20 protein-coding genes are annotated in these 19,675 nt (G+C 41.9%); 11 read left to right on the plus strand and 9 right to left on the minus strand.

Annotation, left to right across the window (positions count from 1 at the left end):
• Positions 1 to 2: 2 nt before the first annotated feature.
• The 6 genes from GVN16_RS09875 to GVN16_RS09900 all read right to left on the minus strand — a co-directional run bounded on the left by GVN16_RS09875 (position 3) and on the right by GVN16_RS09900 (position 4,993).
• A complete protein-coding gene (locus GVN16_RS09875; protein ID WP_166563717.1) occupies positions 3 to 536 on the minus strand; it encodes a hypothetical protein in 534 nt (177 codons plus the stop codon).
• Between the two features lie 95 nt (positions 537 to 631).
• On the minus strand, positions 632 to 1,231 hold the full coding sequence (locus tag GVN16_RS09880; RefSeq protein WP_166563718.1) for a hypothetical protein: 600 nt from the start codon (positions 1,229 to 1,231) through the stop codon (positions 632 to 634).
• Between the two features lie 30 nt (positions 1,232 to 1,261).
• Positions 1,262 to 1,930 (minus strand): hypothetical protein, encoded by a 669-nt coding sequence (locus tag GVN16_RS09885; RefSeq protein WP_166563719.1) that lies wholly within the window; start codon positions 1,928 to 1,930, stop codon positions 1,262 to 1,264.
• A gap of 12 nt (positions 1,931 to 1,942) precedes the next feature.
• Positions 1,943 to 3,004, minus strand: coding sequence for a DUF3800 domain-containing protein (locus GVN16_RS09890; protein ID WP_166563720.1), 1,062 nt, complete (start codon positions 3,002 to 3,004; stop codon positions 1,943 to 1,945).
• Between the two features lie 29 nt (positions 3,005 to 3,033).
• Positions 3,034 to 4,002, minus strand: coding sequence for a HEPN domain-containing protein (locus GVN16_RS09895; protein ID WP_166563721.1), 969 nt, complete (start codon positions 4,000 to 4,002; stop codon positions 3,034 to 3,036).
• A 49-nt stretch (positions 4,003 to 4,051) separates the two neighbouring features.
• Positions 4,052 to 4,993, minus strand: coding sequence for a hypothetical protein (locus tag GVN16_RS09900; RefSeq protein WP_166563722.1), 942 nt, complete (start codon positions 4,991 to 4,993; stop codon positions 4,052 to 4,054).
• Positions 4,994 to 5,298: 305 nt separating this feature from the next.
• Here GVN16_RS09900 and GVN16_RS09905 point away from each other — a divergent pair, with 305 nt between their 5' ends.
• The 5 genes from GVN16_RS09905 (at position 5,299) to GVN16_RS09925 (ending at position 9,371) form a co-directional block, all read left to right on the plus strand.
• Positions 5,299 to 5,772 (plus strand): JAB domain-containing protein, encoded by a 474-nt coding sequence (locus GVN16_RS09905; RefSeq protein WP_166563723.1) that lies wholly within the window; start codon positions 5,299 to 5,301, stop codon positions 5,770 to 5,772.
• 345 nt (positions 5,773 to 6,117) lie between these two features.
• Positions 6,118 to 6,696: a Crp/Fnr family transcriptional regulator gene (locus GVN16_RS09910; RefSeq protein WP_166563724.1), complete on the plus strand. Its 579-nt coding sequence runs from the start codon at positions 6,118 to 6,120 to the stop codon at positions 6,694 to 6,696.
• Between the two features lie 558 nt (positions 6,697 to 7,254).
• Positions 7,255 to 7,866, plus strand: a complete 612-nt coding sequence (locus tag GVN16_RS09915) for a hypothetical protein (RefSeq protein ID WP_166563725.1) — start codon at positions 7,255 to 7,257, stop codon at positions 7,864 to 7,866.
• A gap of 450 nt (positions 7,867 to 8,316) precedes the next feature.
• Positions 8,317 to 8,943: a hypothetical protein gene (locus tag GVN16_RS09920; RefSeq protein ID WP_166563726.1), complete on the plus strand. Its 627-nt coding sequence runs from the start codon at positions 8,317 to 8,319 to the stop codon at positions 8,941 to 8,943.
• Positions 8,944 to 8,951: 8 nt separating this feature from the next.
• On the plus strand, positions 8,952 to 9,371 hold the full coding sequence (locus GVN16_RS09925) for a DUF6326 family protein (protein ID WP_166563727.1): 420 nt from the start codon (positions 8,952 to 8,954) through the stop codon (positions 9,369 to 9,371).
• A 101-nt stretch (positions 9,372 to 9,472) separates the two neighbouring features.
• Here GVN16_RS09925 and murI read toward each other — a convergent pair whose 3' ends face one another.
• A complete protein-coding gene (gene murI / locus GVN16_RS09930) occupies positions 9,473 to 10,246 on the minus strand; it encodes a glutamate racemase (RefSeq protein ID WP_166563728.1) in 774 nt (257 codons plus the stop codon).
• 329 nt (positions 10,247 to 10,575) lie between these two features.
• On the opposite strand from murI, the gene GVN16_RS09935 reads away from it, so the two are divergent.
• From GVN16_RS09935 to GVN16_RS09955, 5 genes are all read left to right on the plus strand, one after another.
• Positions 10,576 to 11,631: a two-component regulator propeller domain-containing protein gene (locus GVN16_RS09935; RefSeq protein WP_166563729.1), complete on the plus strand. Its 1,056-nt coding sequence runs from the start codon at positions 10,576 to 10,578 to the stop codon at positions 11,629 to 11,631.
• 130 nt (positions 11,632 to 11,761) lie between these two features.
• Positions 11,762 to 11,944 (plus strand): hypothetical protein, encoded by a 183-nt coding sequence (locus tag GVN16_RS09940; RefSeq protein WP_166563730.1) that lies wholly within the window; start codon positions 11,762 to 11,764, stop codon positions 11,942 to 11,944.
• A 7-nt stretch (positions 11,945 to 11,951) separates the two neighbouring features.
• Positions 11,952 to 12,986 carry a serine hydrolase gene (locus GVN16_RS09945; protein ID WP_166563731.1) on the plus strand — a complete coding sequence of 345 codons (1,035 nt, stop codon included), beginning with the start codon at positions 11,952 to 11,954 and terminating at the stop codon, positions 12,984 to 12,986.
• A gap of 222 nt (positions 12,987 to 13,208) precedes the next feature.
• On the plus strand, positions 13,209 to 14,030 hold the full coding sequence (locus GVN16_RS09950; RefSeq protein ID WP_166563732.1) for an alpha/beta fold hydrolase: 822 nt from the start codon (positions 13,209 to 13,211) through the stop codon (positions 14,028 to 14,030).
• A 131-nt stretch (positions 14,031 to 14,161) separates the two neighbouring features.
• Positions 14,162 to 14,929 (plus strand): MBL fold metallo-hydrolase, encoded by a 768-nt coding sequence (locus GVN16_RS09955; protein ID WP_166563733.1) that lies wholly within the window; start codon positions 14,162 to 14,164, stop codon positions 14,927 to 14,929.
• Positions 14,930 to 14,992: 63 nt separating this feature from the next.
• Here the strand turns inward: GVN16_RS09955 and GVN16_RS09960 are convergent, their stop codons facing one another.
• On the minus strand, positions 14,993 to 15,424 hold the full coding sequence (locus GVN16_RS09960) for an EthD family reductase (RefSeq protein WP_166563734.1): 432 nt from the start codon (positions 15,422 to 15,424) through the stop codon (positions 14,993 to 14,995).
• Between the two features lie 127 nt (positions 15,425 to 15,551).
• Here GVN16_RS09960 and GVN16_RS09965 point away from each other — a divergent pair, with 127 nt between their 5' ends.
• Positions 15,552 to 16,433 carry a LysR family transcriptional regulator gene (locus GVN16_RS09965; protein ID WP_166563735.1) on the plus strand — a complete coding sequence of 294 codons (882 nt, stop codon included), beginning with the start codon at positions 15,552 to 15,554 and terminating at the stop codon, positions 16,431 to 16,433.
• Between the two features lie 65 nt (positions 16,434 to 16,498).
• Here GVN16_RS09965 and GVN16_RS09970 read toward each other — a convergent pair whose 3' ends face one another.
• Positions 16,499 to 19,675 (minus strand): error-prone DNA polymerase, encoded by a 3,177-nt coding sequence (locus tag GVN16_RS09970; protein WP_166563736.1) that lies wholly within the window; start codon positions 19,673 to 19,675, stop codon positions 16,499 to 16,501.

A 19,675-nucleotide genomic window follows, 5' to 3' on the forward strand; every position in this document is an offset into this window, starting at 1 on the left:
TACTACCAATCTTTATCCTTCGATTTGGACACCTTAAAATTACTCTGGATTGTTCTCAGAATAACCTTTTGCTGATTCTTTAAATAGTTCTTAGACCAATCAGTATTTTTCATGTTAAGCATGAATAGGCTTAACTCTGTTTCATCTCCTTTTGGTCCCAGCAGTCCACTTTGTCCAGTTGATATACATTTAATGTCTGAAAGAGTAATTTTATATTTTCCTGGCTTAAAGTCAATAAAAGCCTTACATCTTAACTGGCTTATATTAAAAAACACAGCTGTTGTGCCGTCCTCTCTCTCTTTCAAAAAATCAATTGGTTTTGTTATTCCTGAAATTCTTTCCCCTATTACATTAAATTCATCAAACAAATAAGACTCTTTAAAATAATTCACAAGATCTTCGAAACTTCCTTCGTATTCATAAATTTCTACATAGGTCATTTTTTTATCTTGATACTCGAACCCATCTATTTTAATTTGAGAGTAAGTTATAACTGGGAAAAGCATAAAAAGTAGGCCAATTGTTGCTGTTTTCATTTGTTTTTGAGAATATTAATTAAAGTCTTCCAGTTTGGCTTTTAAATAAATTCCATCCCCAGTTCTCTGTTCATCCCTTTCCATTTTGATCGCAGTTATGCCCTACTTGCATTCTTTAATCGTTTAAGAATAGGGTTAATATCCCATAGATCATCTCTAATAATGTCTGACCAACCGGAAAGAACTGCCACCGATAAGGATCTATAAATAACTGCTGCAAATTCGATCAAATGCTGAATCTCATCGAGTGTCATTTGTGGTAGATCGATAAGATCTTTATGTGCATATTGCCTATCTCTTAACTCTTTTAACTTATGTATCAGCTGCCTCTTCTGAGTAAGTTCTCCTTCTATTTCCGTAAGCAAATCCCTAAAATCATTACCGGATACAGCTTGGTAATTCATTCTAATCTTTTCTTTCGTTTCCGAAGTTAAATTATTCTTTAATTTTAAAATTACCTTGTGAAAACTCACTTTTTGATTCACATTGTCCGTCAGCAATTTGCTTAACTGAATAACGATGATAAAGTTTTGTTGATATCTGAAGTAATCAAAGAAGTCAGATATACTCTGGTCGGTGGGGAGGTCTTCGGAATTTTCGTTGAGTCGAACCAAATTAGCTTCCGCTAACTTGATATCTAAAAGAATATTCCAAACTTCTTTTTCCCAGATTGAGAAATCTTTAAGTTCAAACATTTTTTATCTTTTTTATTTCGTTTTTTGAGATTATCTTAAAAATTTCTTCCAAAGCTCGTCATTTTCGTATATTGATTTCAAAGATTCCATATCAGCTCGAAAACCATTCTGTGTAAAATCGTTCCAGTACTTTCGGACGTGCATTTTTAATTCCAAGTTATCTGATTCATCTGCTGCTTCGATTAGTTCAACAAACATCTGGGTGACAAACTCGAACAATCTAACTATGACGTCTATTTGAAGGGACGCAGATTTATGCTTTTCTGTGACTTTTTTGAGCTTGTGTTCTGATTTGGATTTTATAGTTTCGACATTAGTCTCATATAAATTTCTAAAAGCGTTCAAGTAGTCATTTTCTGTAGAAAAATGGTTGTCGACGGCGAATTTCCTAAATCTATTAACGATCCCATTGTCAAGAGAATTAATTACAGACGTAAAAGAATCATATTTTATGATGTGCATAAACTTATTTCTAAAGTTCATCAGTAATTCTAGATTAGCATTTTCATCTTTCTCAAGTACCTCTAAATCAAAAAGCAAATCAATTTTGTTTTGAAAGTTGATTTTCCCCTTATCTCCAAAAAGCCTTGTTGGACTTGGCTTGTCAAAGATGCCTAATTCGATCAGAAGTAATCTATTAATTGTTTCCTCTATAATCAAAGAGCATGCTAGTATTTCGCTTCGTAATTCAATATTCATGTTATTCCAATTCTAGTTATTTAAGACATTGTTCATCAAGTCTACTACGTCAGGTCCAGTAGCCATTTTAGGTAAATCACCACCCGGAAATTCTGTTCCAGGCTTAAGCCCTATAAAGTTTATTTTACCAATACCGTGTTTCATAACTTCGTCTAAAAATGACTTTTCTTTCGCCGTTAACTTGGGATTGTTAATTTTTGATCCGACCCCAGCCAAAACATCACAAAGCTGAATTGCAAACGAGTCTTTTGAGTCAATACCTTGGGTATCGACCACATTCAAAGGAAAGTTAACATTTGTTCCATCACTCAATGGGTGGATATTGGGTAAAGCTTTTTCACTCGTTATTTTTTCCCAAATTTCCTTCCGCCGTATAAAATTTGAAGAATTATCATGAATCAATTGAAAATCATCGGGGTAGTTTTTTTTCCAGTGAGTCATTATGTGAATCAATGTAGTTAACTGCAATTCATTACTTTTCCTGAAATCTTCTATTCTGTTGAAATCTTCGAATAAAGACGCTCCAGAAAAGAATCTATCAATTATATCTTTTTCGTCTTCATCAGAGAACGCGGACATCTCACCTAAAGTGACGATCAATTCATCAAGAGATTCAATTGATGGGTTTTTACTAAAAGCATAATAAGCATCAGTAATTTCATTGTATAAATTATTCGTTCCAACCTTAGTTAATCCGAAGTGCATGTGGTTGGCAAGTTTTCGCGAAAATCCACCTGCGTAAAAATCATATCCCTGACTATGATAAATCGGTTCTATTAAGTAGTCAATCATCTTGACGAAAATTACAAACCTTTTATCGTTAACCGAAAACAAGATATCATTGCTTAATGATTCTAAATTTTTGCTTAATTCTATTAACCCGACTTGGTTTCTGGAACCCCAAATATTTTTAAATTTAAACTCTGCTCCCTGATAATTTGGGAAGGATGATTTTAGTATTGATTCAGACGTGATCGAATCTATACTTGAACTTGCAACAACAAAAAAGGGCTGATCACTATCAAGTAAATTATAGCCGGTAAAGCCTGATTCATCAACGTACAAAGTTTTCATTCTGTTTTTCGTTTTTTGAGATTTATTTTTTAGCTAAAAATTAAATCTTTAAAGTAGGTAGTAATTGAGTCTTGGGATTTGAAGTTTTCTTGCTCGATAATCAATTTTCTCATAATCTGGCGGGCCAAATTGTCGAGTCGATCTGAAAGGCTATAGACCTGATCCTCTCCATATTTTGGAGTCCCCCCATGAAATACTTTGGACCTCACATCATATCCCAATTTAACTAAATCGAATACTCTAATTCTATCAGTCTTATTCTCTCCAATAAAATAAGCAATTCGCTCAGAAACCTTATGACTCACTTCAGAATTATCGGTTGTAAAAATGCATTCAAACATAACTATCAAAATAGAAATCCTCATAAAAATGTCAAATTGAGATCTTGACAGGTCGAGGAATTTTATCGCCAAATAAAGTCGCGATTTACTATATGGCGAGAATGGTAATTTTAATAAATCTTTTTTTTCATCAATTAGATTTAACCAATCTTTTATCGGGTTTCCATGATTTTTGTGTAATACCGCTCTAAATTTTATATAATCAACGATTACAACTTCATTAAAATCTAAAATGCTAACATCGCTAGTAGATACTTTGCAATTTAATATTTGACTTTTAGTACTAAAATACGTAAACAAATTTGAGTCTAAATCATGAACGAAAATATCCTCTGCATTAATATTATTGTCTCGATCAAGCCATAAACCGTGGAAAAATTCAGTGATTTGAGCTAACAACCTAATACCAATAACCCGAATATCGCTTACACCATTTAAAAACTGCAGATCATTCAGTCTTTCTTGATCAAATACTGCCACATTTCTTCTTGCTATTAGATCGATATGAATTCTACCAATGTTCTCTAAGTAATTTTTGTCATTACGGAGGAACTGAGCAAATTCGTCCCCTCTCGAAATCTGGATTCCTGCCAGATCAATCTGCTGCCGTGGATCGATTTTAACTCCAGTGATTGAAACAAAAGCTAAACAATTCATATGTCGTTTTTTGAGATCGAATTTTAAATAAATATTTAATGCCCCCTTTTTACAAGTCGCTTTTATATTCTAATTCTAGGATTTTAAAATAGGTCTTTGAATCTAAAACTTTTTCTGGAAACCCACTATCTACAGCTGCTTCTTTGAGCCAGATATCGTCAGTCACAAATATTGATCTTTTCCCCCTCATTGTTTCATCATTAATACAAAATAACTGGTAGATATCGAATATTGTATTAGCTCGATTTTTTTTATTATTCGTCATATCATATCCAGTCGTTGCAATTCTTTCAATAAGTTTTACATGAAGACTGAAAGCAGTTTTAAAACATCTTGCTATCTCACTAATTTTTAGCTCTGCATCTAGTTGAGAGAAGTTATGAGATCTTCCTTTTATCGTTTTGTCAAAATAACCTTGTGCAAGCCATAAAACTGCTTGTGGGGTTTTTAAAAAATTCAATAATTGTATGCGGTGCTGCTTACTTTGCTTAAAAATATGGTTATTAGATCCTGTAGGATCAACCTTAGCTACAGCTTGGTGATAGGTAGATATAAAATCAGATTTATGAAGTTGTACTATTTCATAAATACCTTTAATTTGTTCTGAATATTGGTTAATGATTTTTTCTGGATCATTTTTACTAATCTGGTCTACCAATTTACTAATCCCATTCATTGCATCAATGTCAGATGAATCTAGACGACCAAAGACTAATTGCTGTAAATGTAATTTGTAAATAGGGAAAAAATGATCTGAATGAATTCCTGCCCCAATAGTAGCTAACTTGCAATTTTCGAAGCCTTTATCATCCCTTCTTGCAAGGTGGGATATAAGTTCCATGGCTGTTATCCCTGATAAACCTACCGATATTTTCCTTGATATTTCTACCTCTTTAATACGATTAAAAAGGTCAATTGTTTCAATTTGACTTAAACCAAAAGTTAAATTGCGATAAACATTGGTATCAAATATCACGTTGACGCTATTCATAAAAAACCTCTTTTTTTATCTAACAATTTTATAAAAGTAAAAAAAAAGTTAGTGTATAACAAACGGTTATCAAATACGTTTAACTATTTCCTTTTAACAAACCCCAACACCTTAACCCCCGCACTCTCCAAAATCCTGTACAAAGTCCCCCGAGAAGTAATCTTAAACACTCTCACAATTCCCCCCGTTGAACTGGCTTGTGATTCAACCCACTTTTATCTACCGCCAAGAATAGGAATAATGAAATGAATTTGTAGATTTGCAGGTGTAATTTATCGGACTGAATACCAAAACAACAATTAAAAATGAATGTAAAATTATCTGCTTCACAAAAAGTGAAAATAGCCAACGCCAGCGACATTTACCCGATCATGCAGCAGATACTACTTCGTGAAAATAAGCTGCGTCGTGCCCAGGAACATTTCTGGGTGGTGGGTCTCAACAATAACAATACTATTCTTTTTATTGAATTAATCAGTCTTGGGGCCTCCAACCGGGTCGGTGTTGATCCACCGGAAATTTTTAGAATGGCAATTTATAAGCTGGCCACAAAGGTTATTTTCGTGCACAATCATCCAAGCGGCAATACCGACATTTCTGATCCGGATAAAAGCTTAACTAAGCAGTTAATGGTAGCCGGTAAATTATTGAAGATAAAGGTACTTGATCATTTGATTATCTCCGAAACTGATTTTAAAAGCTTCCAGGAAGAAGGCATCATGAAAAAGCTTGACAAAGAGATGACTGAATTATTGAAAAAAATCTCAATAGAGAAGTGAAGAAAATAAAACCGGAAAAGCTGAAACTGGAGAGGATCATCAATATCGCAAATAAGATGAAATTAAAAGGAATTGACATTGACACGATTTCAGAAATTACCGGACTTTAAGCTGATGATATCAGATAAAGTAAAACATTATTCTATCCATTGAAAAACACAAAAAGGGGTAGGGTAGCATCGGGCAGCGAATATCCCAGGCTGAGCTTAATCCCAACGAAAACTTTTCCCCTCAAGCATTACACTCCGCCAGAAATTTGTACTTTAGCCAAAAGTTCCGGCATCAAAATGACGACATCCGGAACGTAGGGATAAGTGTAACAGACGATCTGACAAAAACAAAACAATGAAAGACATACTATTTGACTTTATATCAAAATACGTTTCTCTGACAGAAGAAGAGAAGGACGCCATCGTTTCATTGGATATATTTCACTCCGTGAAGAAAGGCACGATCTTGCTCAGAGAAGGGCAGAAGTCGAAAGAGAGTTACTTTGTGCTGAAAGGCTGTATCAGGACTTATTATCTGTTAGATGGTGAAGAAAGAACTACTGCTTTTTATACAGAAATGGAAGCTTTGACACCCCCTTGTGTCATCAGCAAAACGCCGTCCGAATATTACGTAAGTTGCATGGAAGACAATATACTTTTAATTTCAAATTCCGACATGGAAGCAGAAGTAAACAGTAAATTCCCAAAGTTTGACCTTATGTGTAAAATGTTGTCTGAAGAATTGTTAGCTAAAGAACGCATGGACTTTGACGAGTTTAAAACTTCTTCACCCGAACAAAGGTACCTGAACCTGCTGCAAAAAAGACCGGACCTTATTCAGCGTGTGCCGCAACACCAGCTGGCAAGCTACCTGGGTATCCAACCGCAATCATTAAGTAGGTTGAGGGCGAGAATTGTTGAGAAGAAGATATAGTGGTTGGTATATAATAGATATTGCCACGATCAATCCTGACCGCTACCATTGAAGTAATTGTTTAAATGTCTGTTTGTCAGCGAGACACTGTCAGGCTGATCATTTACCTCGCAAGTAAACTACTAATGGGTTTTACTTTTTTTTGGCGGAAAAAAAGTAACCGGGCGGCGTTCCGCAAAAAAAGCAGCACGGTGCGACGCTTCGCAAATTCTAACTCGTAAATCTGAAAATCACTTGACTTAAAAGAAAAAGAACGCTGATTTTCAGCTTTACTCAAACAGAGAATTTTTCACCGGGGCGGCGATCCGCCGGATGTTCATTTCTTTTAATGAATACTGCTTTCTTTTACGAATCAGCGGTATTTTGGTACGTTGTCTTCCGAAAAAGTCGCAATTAACACCTCCCTTTGTGTCTTAGCGTCTTGGTGGCAATTTATATTTCATGTATCTCCGGCAATGATATACCTCGCACCAAAAGATATTTCTTAACTTAAGTGAACGTTTTCAAGCTTGTCGGCAATCGACTTTTGCAGTATCGTTTAACATCAATTAAAAAGATATGCAAAAGAAATTTCTATTACTCGCTCTGGCCTTAATGATGGCAGGCCATCTGCAAGTTAAAGCACAGGATCAGGACAGCACCTATAAAAAGTTTTATGTCGGGAGTTCGTTGTTCATGTTTGGAAATTTTTCCAAAGTAAACAATCCCGAGTATATACAGTTAAATGCCGGATACAGGATAACACCCAAAGATGTTATTTGCCTTGAATTTAAAAGATCCGTTTACGCCTGGCCGATAGGTATCCCTTTCGGACCCGATTTTGATGGACCGGGACTCAACTATCCGGGACATGCCCGCATACTTGCCCCTACCATTGGTTACCAGCGTTTTTGGTGGAAAGGGGTTTATACCTCCGTTTATGCCTTGAATGCCTTTGAAAAATACATGGATGAAAACAAGAAAAAGATCGGTAACGGATTCACCTTATACATGAACTTCCATCTGGGTTACCAGTTTAAGTTTTTCAAAAACCGGTTCTTTTTTGAACCTGCTCTCGGGGTGAGTTACTGGCCTGTAAGGACTAAAGTACCGGAGTCATTTAAAGCAGTAGAGAAAAGATGGAACAACTACTTTATTCAACCGGGGCTTCATTTCGGGTTTAATTTTTAGTCTCCTCATCTGAAAATAACAGGCATCTTTCAACTTAGTAGAGCTGCCGATAGTAGCCAACTATCATGGATGTAAATATTTAAATGTCAATAAAATATAAGCCATCTATATCGGTAAGCGAATTACTAGTGGGTCTTACTTTTTTTTGGCTGAAAAAAAAGTAACAAAAAAGCAGCAAAAATTCTAACTCGTAAAACTGAAAATCACTTGACTGAAATGAAACAGCTGGCTGATTTTCAGCTTTACTCAAACAGAGAATTTTTTCAACGGATGTTCATTTCTTTTTAATGAATACTTCTTTCTTCGACGAGTCGGCGACTAACAGCTGAAAACCTCAGGGTTTTGATCCGAAAAAAACAGAGTGTAAATTCATTTATTAACTTAAGTGAACGATGCCAGGCCTGTTGCCAACGGATCTTTGCAGTATCGTTTAACATCAATTAAAAAGCTATGCAAAAGAAAATTTTATGGATTGGGTTCGTCCTCATGATGACAAGTACACTACACCTCAAAGCACAATATGCTAAAACAGACAGCACACACAAACGGTGGTTTATTGGCAGTACTGTATTTTTACTGGGTAACCTGGCTTCTACCAATCCACCCAACTTCGCTCAAATCAATATAGGCTATCGCATTACCGGAAAAGATGTCATTACCTTAGAGCCCAAAACCTGGAAATATGCCTGGCCTAATGGTATCCACCCGTTTTTTAACAAATCGTACGGAAAGCAGGAAGAGAAATTTCCGGGGTATGTTCGTGAGTATGGCATATCGGTGGCTTACCAGCGGTTTTTGTGGAAAGGTTTATATGCCGAGTTGAATGTGATGCCCACTTTACAAACTTTTGCGGACGACAAAGGCAGGAAAATTGACAACGGGTTTCAGCTTTTCAATACTTACCGTGTCGGTTATCACATCAAACTTTTTAAGGACAGGTTTTTTATTCAACCATCCCTTGCCATTACACACCGTGCTCATCACACCAAGTTGCCAGATGGATTTAAACAGCTGGACGATAAGTGGTCTAAATTCGTCTTCGGAGAACCAGGATTTCATTTCGGATTTAATCTCTGATTGATGAGATGAATACACAAAATACATTGGAAGACATTAAAGTCAGTTTGAAAATGAAGCTCGCTACGCTGTGGGCGAGCTTCATGTTTCTCTATATCTATGTTGATCATTTTGCCTTATATATGCCGCATAAGGTAGAGCATATTCTGAAAGGGAGGGTGTTCGTATTGGATATTACGCAAGGGTTTCTTTTGGCGGCACTTGCCTCGGTGACCATTCCTGCACTGATGATTTTCCTTTCTGTAGCCCTGCCGGCTAAAGTAAATCGCCGGATGAATATAATTATTGCCACGGTGTATATTCCCTATACATTGTTTAATCTGACAGGAGAGACCTGGATGCACATGGTGTTGGGTGCTGTGATAGAAGTTGTTCTTCTTTGCCTGATTATCCGTTATGCATGGAAATGGCCTCGTATGGAAACATGAAAGGCCATCACTTATCTTAAAAAGCCGCTTGCCATCACTTTTTGACAGGATGTATAATCTTTCTATAACCACTCAGGACATTCAGAATGAGGTCATCCGCATCAGTCCATCTGATGCTCAAGCACGTTCATATACCGCTCAAAGCGGGCAATGTTGTGGCTTTTTATTCCTGATTCTACGTAGTCTATTGAAAGGGAATCGTGGGCAAGGAGGTTTTCTTTTGTGAGGATATTTTTCAGATGCCTGGCTGTTCCTTCATTGCCATCGTATATATTCAGTCCGGGAGCTATTCTCCTGAAAACCGGTTCAAAATAGGTAAAATGTGTGCATCCCAGCACGATCGAACTGAATTCATCCAGATGATACGGAGCCAATGCCTCTGTGATGTATTGTCTGGCTTCTCCGTCAAAAATCTCCTTCTCCGCAAAATTAACCAGCTCTGTTAAGCCCAGCCTTTCCACCCTGGAATTAACGTCTAAGGTATCCAGCAAACGCTGAAATCTGGCGGAACGCAAGGTGACAGGCGTGGCACATACCAGGATTTTTTTGTGAGACTCATTGTTTTTTACGGCATTGTCTGCCGCCACTTTCACCGCGGGCTGAATGGCTATGACAGGAAACGGCAAACTGGCCCGAAGGTATTCCACACAAACATTCGTAGCTGTGTTGCAGGCCAGCACAATGGCTTTGACCTTCTGTGCCAGGAAGTATTCAACCGCCTTGTCTACAAATCCCCTGATCTGTTCCTCGGTTTTGGTACTGTAAGGAACATGGTCTGTGTCGGCGTAGTAGCAATATTTTTCATCTGGCAGTTGACGGATTATTTCCCTTAATAATGTTAATCCTCCGATCCCTGAGTCAAAAACGCCGATCATTCTGTTTGTTTATTTATTGAGGGCAAAAATACAGAATCATTTTATGCAAACCCTGAAATCAACACGACTTTTGAGAATATCTCCCTTTTTACCCGTGTACATTCGGTTGGGTAATGCAGGGCAACCATAAGGCTGACAAAATTCAAAGCGGTTTAGCAAAGACTTGTATCTGAAAGCTCATCGATTCAATAAGTCCTCAGCGTGCTGTTTAAACAGCTGTCTTTCAGCGTGCTGTAAGTGACTTTAACATTTCGTTAACCCTGGCCGTTCATAAGACCCGGAATAAAAATTTGTAAGTTTGTTGAGAACCTTAAAACCTTGAAAACAAAATGAAAAAACACTTTTACCTCCTTTCTTTGTTGACGTTTGTTGCCTGTAACTGGTGTGCAGCACAAAGTGAAATCACTCCGCGGGAAGATGATATCAGGTACGAAACCAGGTACCTGGCCAATTCTGCCGTCCCCGGGGGAATCACCCGTACCATCAAACAGGACAGTAAGGGTAACATCTGGCTGGCGGCATTTGATGGGATGTTCAGATACGACGGAAAATCGTTTACCAATGTGACAGGTAAGGTAAGTTCGGCCCGCTTTTTTTCTGTTTTAGAGGATAAAAAAGGGAATTTCTGGTTTGGTACTATCGGCTCGGGCGTGTTTTATTATGACGCCCGCCTGGGTGAAGGAGTCGGGCAGGGGAAATCCTTTCAGAATTTTACAAGCAGGGACGGACTGGGCAATGACGCGGTTACTTATATTTATGAAGATAAAAAGAACAATATCTGGCTGGCCACCCAAAACGGAGCGAGCCGTTATGACGGAAAATCATTCCGGAACTACCGGATAAGTGAAGAAAACAAAGATGACAATGATGTGAATGCCATTGTTGAAGACAAAACAGGAAAATTCTGGTTTGGCACAAGGGGGAAAGCCTGCACGTTTGACGGAAAAACATTTACGGTGATCACCCATGAAGGTCAGCCTTTCTGGAACATCCGCTCTGTGATTGAAGATAAAAAGGGTCGTATCTGGTTGGGTGGTGAGTCTGGCCTCTGGCGATACGACGGCAGTACATATACCAAAATATCGGACAATTTTGTTGGCTATCTCCTTGAAGACAAAAAAGGCAACATCTGGGCCAGTGCACAAAAAGTGAACAGCCAGGGCTGGGCCCGTCACTGGATGCTGTCACGTTATGATGTAAAATCTCTGTCTGATCAGAAACCGGTGCCTACTGAAATAAGGTCAAAATACGATGACAACAAAGGCATGACGTTCGGGATACTGGAAGCAAATGACGGAACGATCTGGTTCGGGGCTTTAGACGGGGTATATAATTATGCCGGCGATGTCATTACCGACTTTAAAAGCAAAGAGAATCTGAAATAAAGCACACGGCAGGCGATTTGAGGAGGAGGGAGCCTTCTAAAAAAAGCCTTTCCCGTTTCCGTTTTCAAACTTAATCCGTATTTTTCATAAAGAAATAAAACGACAGCAAAACCTGACAATACAAACTTCAATGATGCCGGAAACTCGACCAAAAAAATCAGGAAGTGGTGTGGGGCTTGGGGCTGCTTTGGGAGTGGCACTCGGGGCTGCTTTCGGGAGCTCTTCAGGAAACACCTCTTTGGGTGTAGCTCTGGGTCTGTCCCTGGGCGTGGCCTTCGGGGCCGGTCTCGAAATAGTGAAAAACAAGAAATAACAGCTTGATGAAGAGAATAAAACGATGGCTCAGGATCATCATGCCTGTGGTGGCCGTCATCTGTACGGCGGTTTTTACTCCATGGGCCATCGTTTGGGGATGGATAGCCCCTTTACCTGCCGGTGTACGACAGCAGGTTGATGAAGGCATCAGTCGCGGGCTGGACGGCATCATCGTTTATGTGGATCAGGCAGGCAAGCCACCTGCGTTTTATGCTGCAGGCTGGAAAAACAAGGAACAGAAAATACCTGCAGATCCGCATGCCTTATTCAAAATTGCCAGCATCAGCAAGCTATATATAGCAGTAGCCGCCTCCAAGCTGGTCAGCAGTAATCAATTGTCGCTCGATGACACACTCGCCAGGCTCTTACCGGCAGTGGCCGGGCGGATCGAAAATTCCGATAAAATTAGCCTGAGAATATTGCTTCAGCACCGCAGTGGGATACCTGACTGGATCGAAGACCCCGAATTTCCCTGGACACGCTCACTGACAGATGTAAACGAGGTGCTGGAGCTGGTACTGGATGATCCGGCAGTATTTAAACCGGGCCTCCGTTATGACTATTCCAATACGAACTACCTGCTGATCGGAAAAATTCTTGATAAAATACTGGGGTACAGCCACCAGGAATACATCAAAAAAGAAATACTGACGCCCCTCGGGCTTAACCATACTTTTGGCTTGCTGCGTGACGTCGACGCCCGGCAGGTGGTCAGCGGGTATTATACTGAACACAAAGGGGATGTGAAAATGCTTGACTTTGTCTCTCCCGGAGGCTCGATGGTGGCCACTGCACAGGATGTCGGAGTTTTCCTGAGGGCCCTGAATGACGGCTCGCTGCTGGACGACAAGGAACAGGCCGTTTATTCTTCTGTTTATGAATACGGGCACACGGGCCTGTTGCCCGGATACCAGAGCATTGCACGTTATCACAAGGATATCGATGCCGTGGTTGTCCAGTTTGTGAATACCAGCGGCGGGAACACCTGGACGGTGGGTGAGGTCATGTATAACCGCATTGTCAGAATACTGAGCCGATAGAACTACTAGAAATTCCCGCTGAGGCCTGATTTCGCCTCTTCAGAATTGCCGTTTTTCAATCAGGCAGCCCCTGTTTCTTTTATTTTTCTGTCTTTTGTGTAGGTGGATTTGCCGTAAAGGAAAAATGTGCAAGATAAGTAGTCATCTGTCCATTGATGAGCATCGTTAAATCAGCCAACTTTGCATCATCAGATTTATTTAAAACAATTAAAATTTAAAGACATGAATAAGTTAACAGTAAAAGACGGAACAGAGATTTATTTCAAAGATTTGGGAACAGGACCAGCCATTTTCTTTCACCACGGATGGCCTTTGTCATCCGACGACTGGGATGCACAGATGATGTTTTTCCTTAACCAGGGTTACCGGGTCATTGCTCATGACAGGAGGAGCCACGGCAGATCTACCCAGACTTTTACAGGTAATGATATGGACACCTATGCCTCAGATGTGTCAGAGCTGATAGATTTCTTAAATCTTAAAAATGTGATCCATGTAGGCCACTCCACAGGCGGAGGGGAAGCTATCCGTTATGCCGCTAAATATGGCAAAGGCAGAGTGGCAAAAGTGGTACTTATCAGTGCGGTGACTCCCTATATGATAGCAGATGAGAACAATCCGGAAGGTGTGCCGCTGTCTGTTTTTGATGACATCAGGTACAATACCCTGCATAACAGGCAGCAGTTTTACCAGGACCTTACCGTTCCGTTTTATGGCTACAACCGTGAAAATGCGGTCATTAAAAAAGGTATCCAGGACAACTGGTGGCGTCAGGGGATGATGGGTGGCATAAAAGCCCAGTATGACTGTATCAGGGTGTTTTCTGAGACAGACTTTACCGAAGACCTGAAAAGTGTGGAAATACCGGTACTGGTACTTCATGGCGACGACGACCAGATTGTACCTTATGCTACCACGGCAGTGAAAGCCGCTGAACTTCTGAAAAACGGCAAGCTGATTATCTATCCCGGATTTTCGCATGGCATGCCTACGATTAATGCAGAAGTCATCAACAATGATATACTGGCGTTTATCAGTGAATAAGGCATAAAGGAAAAGTGTGCAAGCCTGAAGGTGTGAAAGAGCAGGGTGATTGAAAATCAGCCTGCTCTTCCTCAATGAAAGAACTAAAATGAATAAGAGTTTGTAACCTTGTCATATAAAACTAAATACCCATGAAAATACATCATTTACGCAATGCCACTTTGATCATTGAAACCGGCGGCAAAGTAATTTTGGTTGACCCCATGCTGGGTAGAAAAGGTGAAGCCAGTCCGCCGTTTACCTTGTTCAGATTTAAACCACTGCGTAACCCGGTCGTGAATCTGCCGGATAATGCAGCAGAACTTCTGGATAAAGTGACCCATGGCCTCATTACCCATCTGCACCCCGATCACATCGATAAAGCCGGATTGGATTTTTTAAGAGCCAGACAAATCCCGGTCACTTGCAGTGTAAAAGATGAAGCCATGTTAGCACAAAAAGGCCTGAATGTCATCAATACCGTTGACTATTGGAAGGAAACTGATTTTTCAGGAGGTACGATACAAGGCATACCCGCGGTGCACGGTTATGGTTTTGTGGCCAGGCTGATGGGCAATGTCATGGGCTTTTTTATCAAGCTTCCGGACGAAAAATCCATCTACCTGAGTGCCGATACCATTTATACTGACGACGTGCATCGGGTGCTGACAGAACTTAAACCCGATGTTGCGGTGGTGGCCTGCGGAACTGCTCAGCTGGATGTGTTCCAACCCCTGCTGATGCGGATGGACGATATACTGAAGTTTGCCGGTAATGCACCGGGAAGTGTTATCGCCAATCACCTGGAGGCCGTAAATCACTGTCCGACCACCCGCCTGCAATTGAGGGAAATCTTGAAAAAAGCAGGCTTGTCAGATAAGGTGTTTGTGCCGCAGGATGGAGAAAGCAAGACGTATTGATGTTATGTAAAAAAGGCTTCTCCGTTCAGGAAAAGCCTCTTTTTGTGCCCGGGTTGAGTATATTCACCTGACCACCTCACTCACCAGGATCACGGGGCTGACATTCGTGTAGTTGGCAAAATCTGCCCTGATGGCATCCCTGTTCGGTGCGATGGCCGCCTGGTACTCACCCAGGTTTTTGATGTAAAATGTCCCGATAGCCATGTAAGGAAGCGGCTGGTTGGGAATACCGCTGGCAAGGCCTTTCTCGATCGTGTATTTCACCAGGTTTGAGCCTAAAAGCCCGGCTACAAATGGCATGTGTTTGCTTTCATAATATTCCATGTTAAAGGTTTTGCCTTCAGAAAAAGGATACATGACAGACACTTTGATCAGCCCTTTTTCTGCGGCAGCCAAAGCTTGATGATTTTTAGGTTCATGGGATTGCTTTCCCTGGCTGAATGCCGCAAAGCAGATGGTCATAAGTAAGGCCGATACAATAAGTTTGAATTTCATAATTGGTTTGAGTTTTATGTAATAAAATATTCCGTCTGAAACAATTCTCAGCAAATATCTGAAAAGCGTCTATATTTGCAAAACGATATTTTTCGATAAAATCAATCGATAAAACCGATTTAGGAATATGGAGCTCAGGCAACTCAGGTACTTTCTGAAGGCAAAGGAGTTATTAAATTTTACGGAAGCCGCAAAGGTTTTGAATATCAGCCAAAGTACTTTATCCCAGCAGATTAAACAGCTGGAAAATGAACTGGATGTGCCTTTGTTTAACCGTGTCGGAAAACGGATTACATTGACTGAGGCGGGTGAGATATTCAGTGAATATGCTTTTCAGAGTATCAACAGGGCCAATGACGGCTTACTGGTTTTACAGGACCTGAAAAACCTCAACAAGGGCAAAATCACCATCGGGGTCATTTATTCCATGCGGATTCTTTTTGCCCAGACCCTGATAGCTTTTGCCAGGCAATATCCCGATATCAAAATCCAGGTGGTTTTCGGTACCACGATTGACCTGCTTGAAAAGCTTAATCTACATCAGTTTGATTTTATCCTCACTTTTCACGACCATTCAAGAGAACCGCATCTGAAATATCAGAAGCTGTTGAGTTCAAACATGGTGCTGGTAACCGGCAAGCAAACGCCGCTCGCAAAAAAGAGCAGTATATCGCTTAATGAAGTGGCGGAGCTGCCACTTGCCTTACCCTTTAGCGGCTACAGTACGATCCAGTTTTTTGTGAAATCATTCAGCCAGAAAAACCTGGACCCAAACATTTGTATGGAAATCAACGACATCCCCACTTTATTTGAGATCGTAAAAACAGGCCATTGGCATACCATACTGAGTGCCACCAGCGTCAATGACCCCGAAGTAACGGCGATCAATATTGAAGGAAAAGATATGAAGCGGACGATTATGATCATCTCTCTCAAAGAAGCCTACGAAAAGAAAGCGGTGACAAAATTCTGCGAGCTTTTGCATAAGATGCATACACAAGGTCTGTAACAGAAGGGCTCTTCAGTGTAATAAGCTGCTCTTTTTCATTATAATTTCACTTACCCGATTCTTCTCTATTTAAAATCCCTCGAAGGAAACAACTCGCCTTGCACCGCTTTGGCTGCCTGTTTATGGCCGTCAGCTCCGGTATTCCTGTTGCTGTCGGTTGCGGCAGAGGAATATAAAAGCGGTGTCGCATCAAAGCATTCGCTTACGACCACGTGGATGACCTCGCCTTCTTTCTGAAGTTTGCCGTTGACCACCAGTAGCCTGGCCTGTAATATGGTTTTTTTGTATTTGTCAAATATCCCGCGGAACACCACCAGGTTGGCGATGCCGCTTTCATCTTCCAGGGTAATAAAGCAGATACCTGTGGCAGTACCGGGGCGTTGCCGCACCAGCACCAGGCCGGATACGCACACCAGGGTACCATTGCCCCACTTGTCCAGTTCTGCGTTTCTCAACACATTCCGTTTAAAAAGCTCCGGCCGGGCAAAACTTACCGGGTGGGCTTTCAAAGACAGCGTGGTGCTTCTGTAATCCTGGAGCACATGCTCGGTAAGGCTCATTTCAGGGAGATGGATATCGGCTCCGTCCTCCGGGGTTACCTGTCCTTTAAACATGCCATCCGGTTTGTGCTGCAAGGCCGATATCTCCCACAGGGCCTTCCGGCGGTCATAGCCCAGAGAACGGAAAGCATCCGCATCCGCCAAACGCTCCAGCACCGTTAATGAGATGCCCGCTTCATACAGTGCAGGCAGCTGTTTGTAGGGAGTAGTCCTTCCCTGAATCAGCAACTGCATTTCTTCTTCCTTTAAACCTTTTACCTGCCGGAAACCCAGCCGGAGGGCATGTTTTTCTCCGGAACCCTTTTCCAGGGTATTGTCCCAGCAAGAGTGATTAACATCTACAGGAAGTACCTTTACCCCATGCTTTTTGGCATCAATAACGATCTGGGCGGGCTGGTAAAAGCCCATAGGCATACTGTTTAAGAGGGCCGCAGCAAATACATCGGGATAGTAATACTTGGTCCAGGAGGAAATGTAAACCAACAAGGCAAAGCTGGCTGCATGGCTTTCCGGGAAGCCGTAACTCCCGAATCCCTCCAGCTGCTTGAAAACCCTTTCTGCAAATTCCTCTTTGTAGCCTTTGGCGATCATACCGCTTACCAGTTTCGTACGCCAGGCACTTACCTGCCCGTGCGATTTGAACGATGCCATGCTTCTACGCAGGCCATCGGCTTCTGCAGGTGTAAAACCGGCGGCTACGATGGCAATTTCCATGGCCTGCTCCTGGAACAGGGGAACCCCCAGGGTACGCCCCAATATTTCCTCCAGATCTTTGGAAGGATATATAACCGGCTCTTCTCCGTTCCGCCTGCGTAAATAAGGATGCACCATGTCGCCCTGGATCGGGCCCGGCCGTACAATGGCTACCTCGATCACCAGGTCATAAAAAGTCCTCGGTTTTAGCCTGGGCAGCATCGACATCTGTGCCCGGCTTTCGATCTGGAACACCCCGATGGTGTCGGCGTGGGAGATCATGTCATATACTTTGGCATCATCCTGCGGTACATTGGCCAGGGTCAGCTGACGTCCGTAGTGATTTCTTATAAGATCAAAAGCCTTGCGGATACAGGTAAGCATGCCCAGGGCCAGTACGTCCACTTTCAGAAAACCCAGGGCTTCGATATCATCTTTATTCCATTCTATATTGGTCCTGTCCTCCATCCGGGCATTCAGGATAGGGCAGAGGTCAGACAGTTTTCCCTGTGTGATCACAAAGCCCCCCGTATGCTGGCCCAGTTGTCTCGGAAAGCCGATATACTGTTCTGTCAGGTCCAGCACCTTTCTCAGGTGCTGATCATCCGCATTAAATCCTTCGGTAGAAGGCGTCTTGCCTTCCTTCCAGGCTTCAGTCAGTTCATAGCCATACTTGGACAGGCGGTCGATGGCGTCTACCGAAAGTCCCATCACCTTAGCCACGTCGCGTACGGCCCCTTTCCAGTGTACCTGCGTCACCGTGGCCACAATACCCGCACGGTCGCGTCCGTACTTGGTATAGATGTATTGCATCACTTCTTCCCGCCGTTCATGCTCAAAGTCCACATCGATATCAGGCGGTTCATCTCTCGCATCACTCATGAACCTGGCAAAAAGCAATTTGATTTTGGTGGGGTCTACTGAAGTAATACCCAGACAATAACAAACCACAGAGTTGGCGGCAGAACCGCGGCCCTGGCACAGGATGTTACGGCTCCTGGCAAAACGTACAAAGTCATGCACCGTTAAAAAGTAAGACGGGTAATTTCTTCCCTCAATAAAATCAAGTTCAAATTGAATGTTCTCCTTAATCTTCTCCGGTATATCCTCCCCGAACTTTTCCCGTGCCCCTTTCCAGGTCAGCATCGTTAATTCCTCCTGCGGCGTTCTGCCTTCGGTGGTCAGTTCTTCCGGATAAACATACTCAAGACTGTCCAGTGAAAAGCCACAGGCTTGTTCTATCTCCAGTGTACAGGCTATAGCATCGGGATATTGCCGGAACAAACGTAACATTTCCTCATGTGGTTTTATAAAACGTTCTGCGTTCTGGTGCAGCAGGAATCCGGCATTGTAGATGGTTTTCTTTTCCCTGATGCAGGTCAGTATGTCCTGCAACTCCCTTCGCTGCGGTTGATGATAGTGTACATTGTTGGTAGCAACCATCCGCACACCCAGCAATGAGGCCAGCTCAGCGATCCGGTACAACCGTTTATGGTCATAGCCCTGGTAATTACAGGTAGCCCCTATATAAAGAGCAGGGCCTATATGGGCTTTATATTCTTTTGCCGCTGCATAAAAAGACGCTTCAAAATCGAATGATTTATTGAGCCGGTCCGGCGGCAACAGGATAAATATAATGCCCTCTTTGTGGTCGTACACATCTTTTTTGTACAGCTCACATTTACCCTTTTCTGTGCGGAGGTTGCCTATGGTAAGCAATGCCGACAGGCGGGAATAGGCTGCTTTATCTGTCGGATAAGCCAGGAGCTCGGGTCCGTCTGCCAAAACCAGGCGACAGGCAGGAATAATACGGATCGCGTGCTTCCGGGCAGCGGCATGTGCCCGCACAATTCCCGCGAGGGTATTGTGATCCGTGATGGCAATGGCACTGTAACCTAAAGAAGCGGCATATTCCACCAGCTCTTCCGGGTGGGATGCCCCCCGTAAAAAGCTGAAATTGCTGGTTACCTGTAATTCTGTATATTTCAT

The sequence above is a fragment of the Emticicia sp. CRIBPO genome, assembly GCF_009905725.1.
In the GTDB taxonomy this organism is placed as follows: domain Bacteria; phylum Bacteroidota; class Bacteroidia; order Cytophagales; family Spirosomataceae; genus Leadbetterella.

What these genes read in the sequence shown, in the direction of transcription:
- GVN16_RS09875 (WP_166563717.1), bottom strand. Translation starts at nt 536, where the DNA reads ATGAAAACAGCAACAATTGGCCTACTTTTTATGCTTTTCCCAGTTATA.
- GVN16_RS09880 (WP_166563718.1), bottom strand. Translation starts at nt 1,231, where the DNA reads ATGTTTGAACTTAAAGATTTCTCAATCTGGGAAAAAGAAGTTTGGAAT.
- GVN16_RS09885 (WP_166563719.1), bottom strand. Translation starts at nt 1,930, where the DNA reads ATGAATATTGAATTACGAAGCGAAATACTAGCATGCTCTTTGATTATA.
- GVN16_RS09890 (WP_166563720.1), bottom strand. Translation starts at nt 3,004, where the DNA reads ATGAAAACTTTGTACGTTGATGAATCAGGCTTTACCGGCTATAATTTA.
- GVN16_RS09895 (WP_166563721.1), bottom strand. Translation starts at nt 4,002, where the DNA reads ATGAATTGTTTAGCTTTTGTTTCAATCACTGGAGTTAAAATCGATCCA.
- GVN16_RS09900 (WP_166563722.1), bottom strand. Translation starts at nt 4,993, where the DNA reads ATGAATAGCGTCAACGTGATATTTGATACCAATGTTTATCGCAATTTA.
- GVN16_RS09905 (WP_166563723.1), top strand. Translation starts at nt 5,299, where the DNA reads ATGAATGTAAAATTATCTGCTTCACAAAAAGTGAAAATAGCCAACGCC.
- GVN16_RS09910 (WP_166563724.1), top strand. Translation starts at nt 6,118, where the DNA reads ATGAAAGACATACTATTTGACTTTATATCAAAATACGTTTCTCTGACA.
- GVN16_RS09915 (WP_166563725.1), top strand. Translation starts at nt 7,255, where the DNA reads ATGCAAAAGAAATTTCTATTACTCGCTCTGGCCTTAATGATGGCAGGC.
- GVN16_RS09920 (WP_166563726.1), top strand. Translation starts at nt 8,317, where the DNA reads ATGCAAAAGAAAATTTTATGGATTGGGTTCGTCCTCATGATGACAAGT.
- GVN16_RS09925 (WP_166563727.1), top strand. Translation starts at nt 8,952, where the DNA reads ATGAATACACAAAATACATTGGAAGACATTAAAGTCAGTTTGAAAATG.
- murI (WP_166563728.1), bottom strand. Translation starts at nt 10,246, where the DNA reads ATGATCGGCGTTTTTGACTCAGGGATCGGAGGATTAACATTATTAAGG.
- GVN16_RS09935 (WP_166563729.1), top strand. Translation starts at nt 10,576, where the DNA reads ATGAAAAAACACTTTTACCTCCTTTCTTTGTTGACGTTTGTTGCCTGT.
- GVN16_RS09940 (WP_166563730.1), top strand. Translation starts at nt 11,762, where the DNA reads ATGATGCCGGAAACTCGACCAAAAAAATCAGGAAGTGGTGTGGGGCTT.
- GVN16_RS09945 (WP_166563731.1), top strand. Translation starts at nt 11,952, where the DNA reads ATGAAGAGAATAAAACGATGGCTCAGGATCATCATGCCTGTGGTGGCC.
- GVN16_RS09950 (WP_166563732.1), top strand. Translation starts at nt 13,209, where the DNA reads ATGAATAAGTTAACAGTAAAAGACGGAACAGAGATTTATTTCAAAGAT.
- GVN16_RS09955 (WP_166563733.1), top strand. Translation starts at nt 14,162, where the DNA reads ATGAAAATACATCATTTACGCAATGCCACTTTGATCATTGAAACCGGC.
- GVN16_RS09960 (WP_166563734.1), bottom strand. Translation starts at nt 15,424, where the DNA reads ATGAAATTCAAACTTATTGTATCGGCCTTACTTATGACCATCTGCTTT.
- GVN16_RS09965 (WP_166563735.1), top strand. Translation starts at nt 15,552, where the DNA reads ATGGAGCTCAGGCAACTCAGGTACTTTCTGAAGGCAAAGGAGTTATTA.
- GVN16_RS09970 (WP_166563736.1), bottom strand. Translation starts at nt 19,675, where the DNA reads ATGAAATATACAGAATTACAGGTAACCAGCAATTTCAGCTTTTTACGG.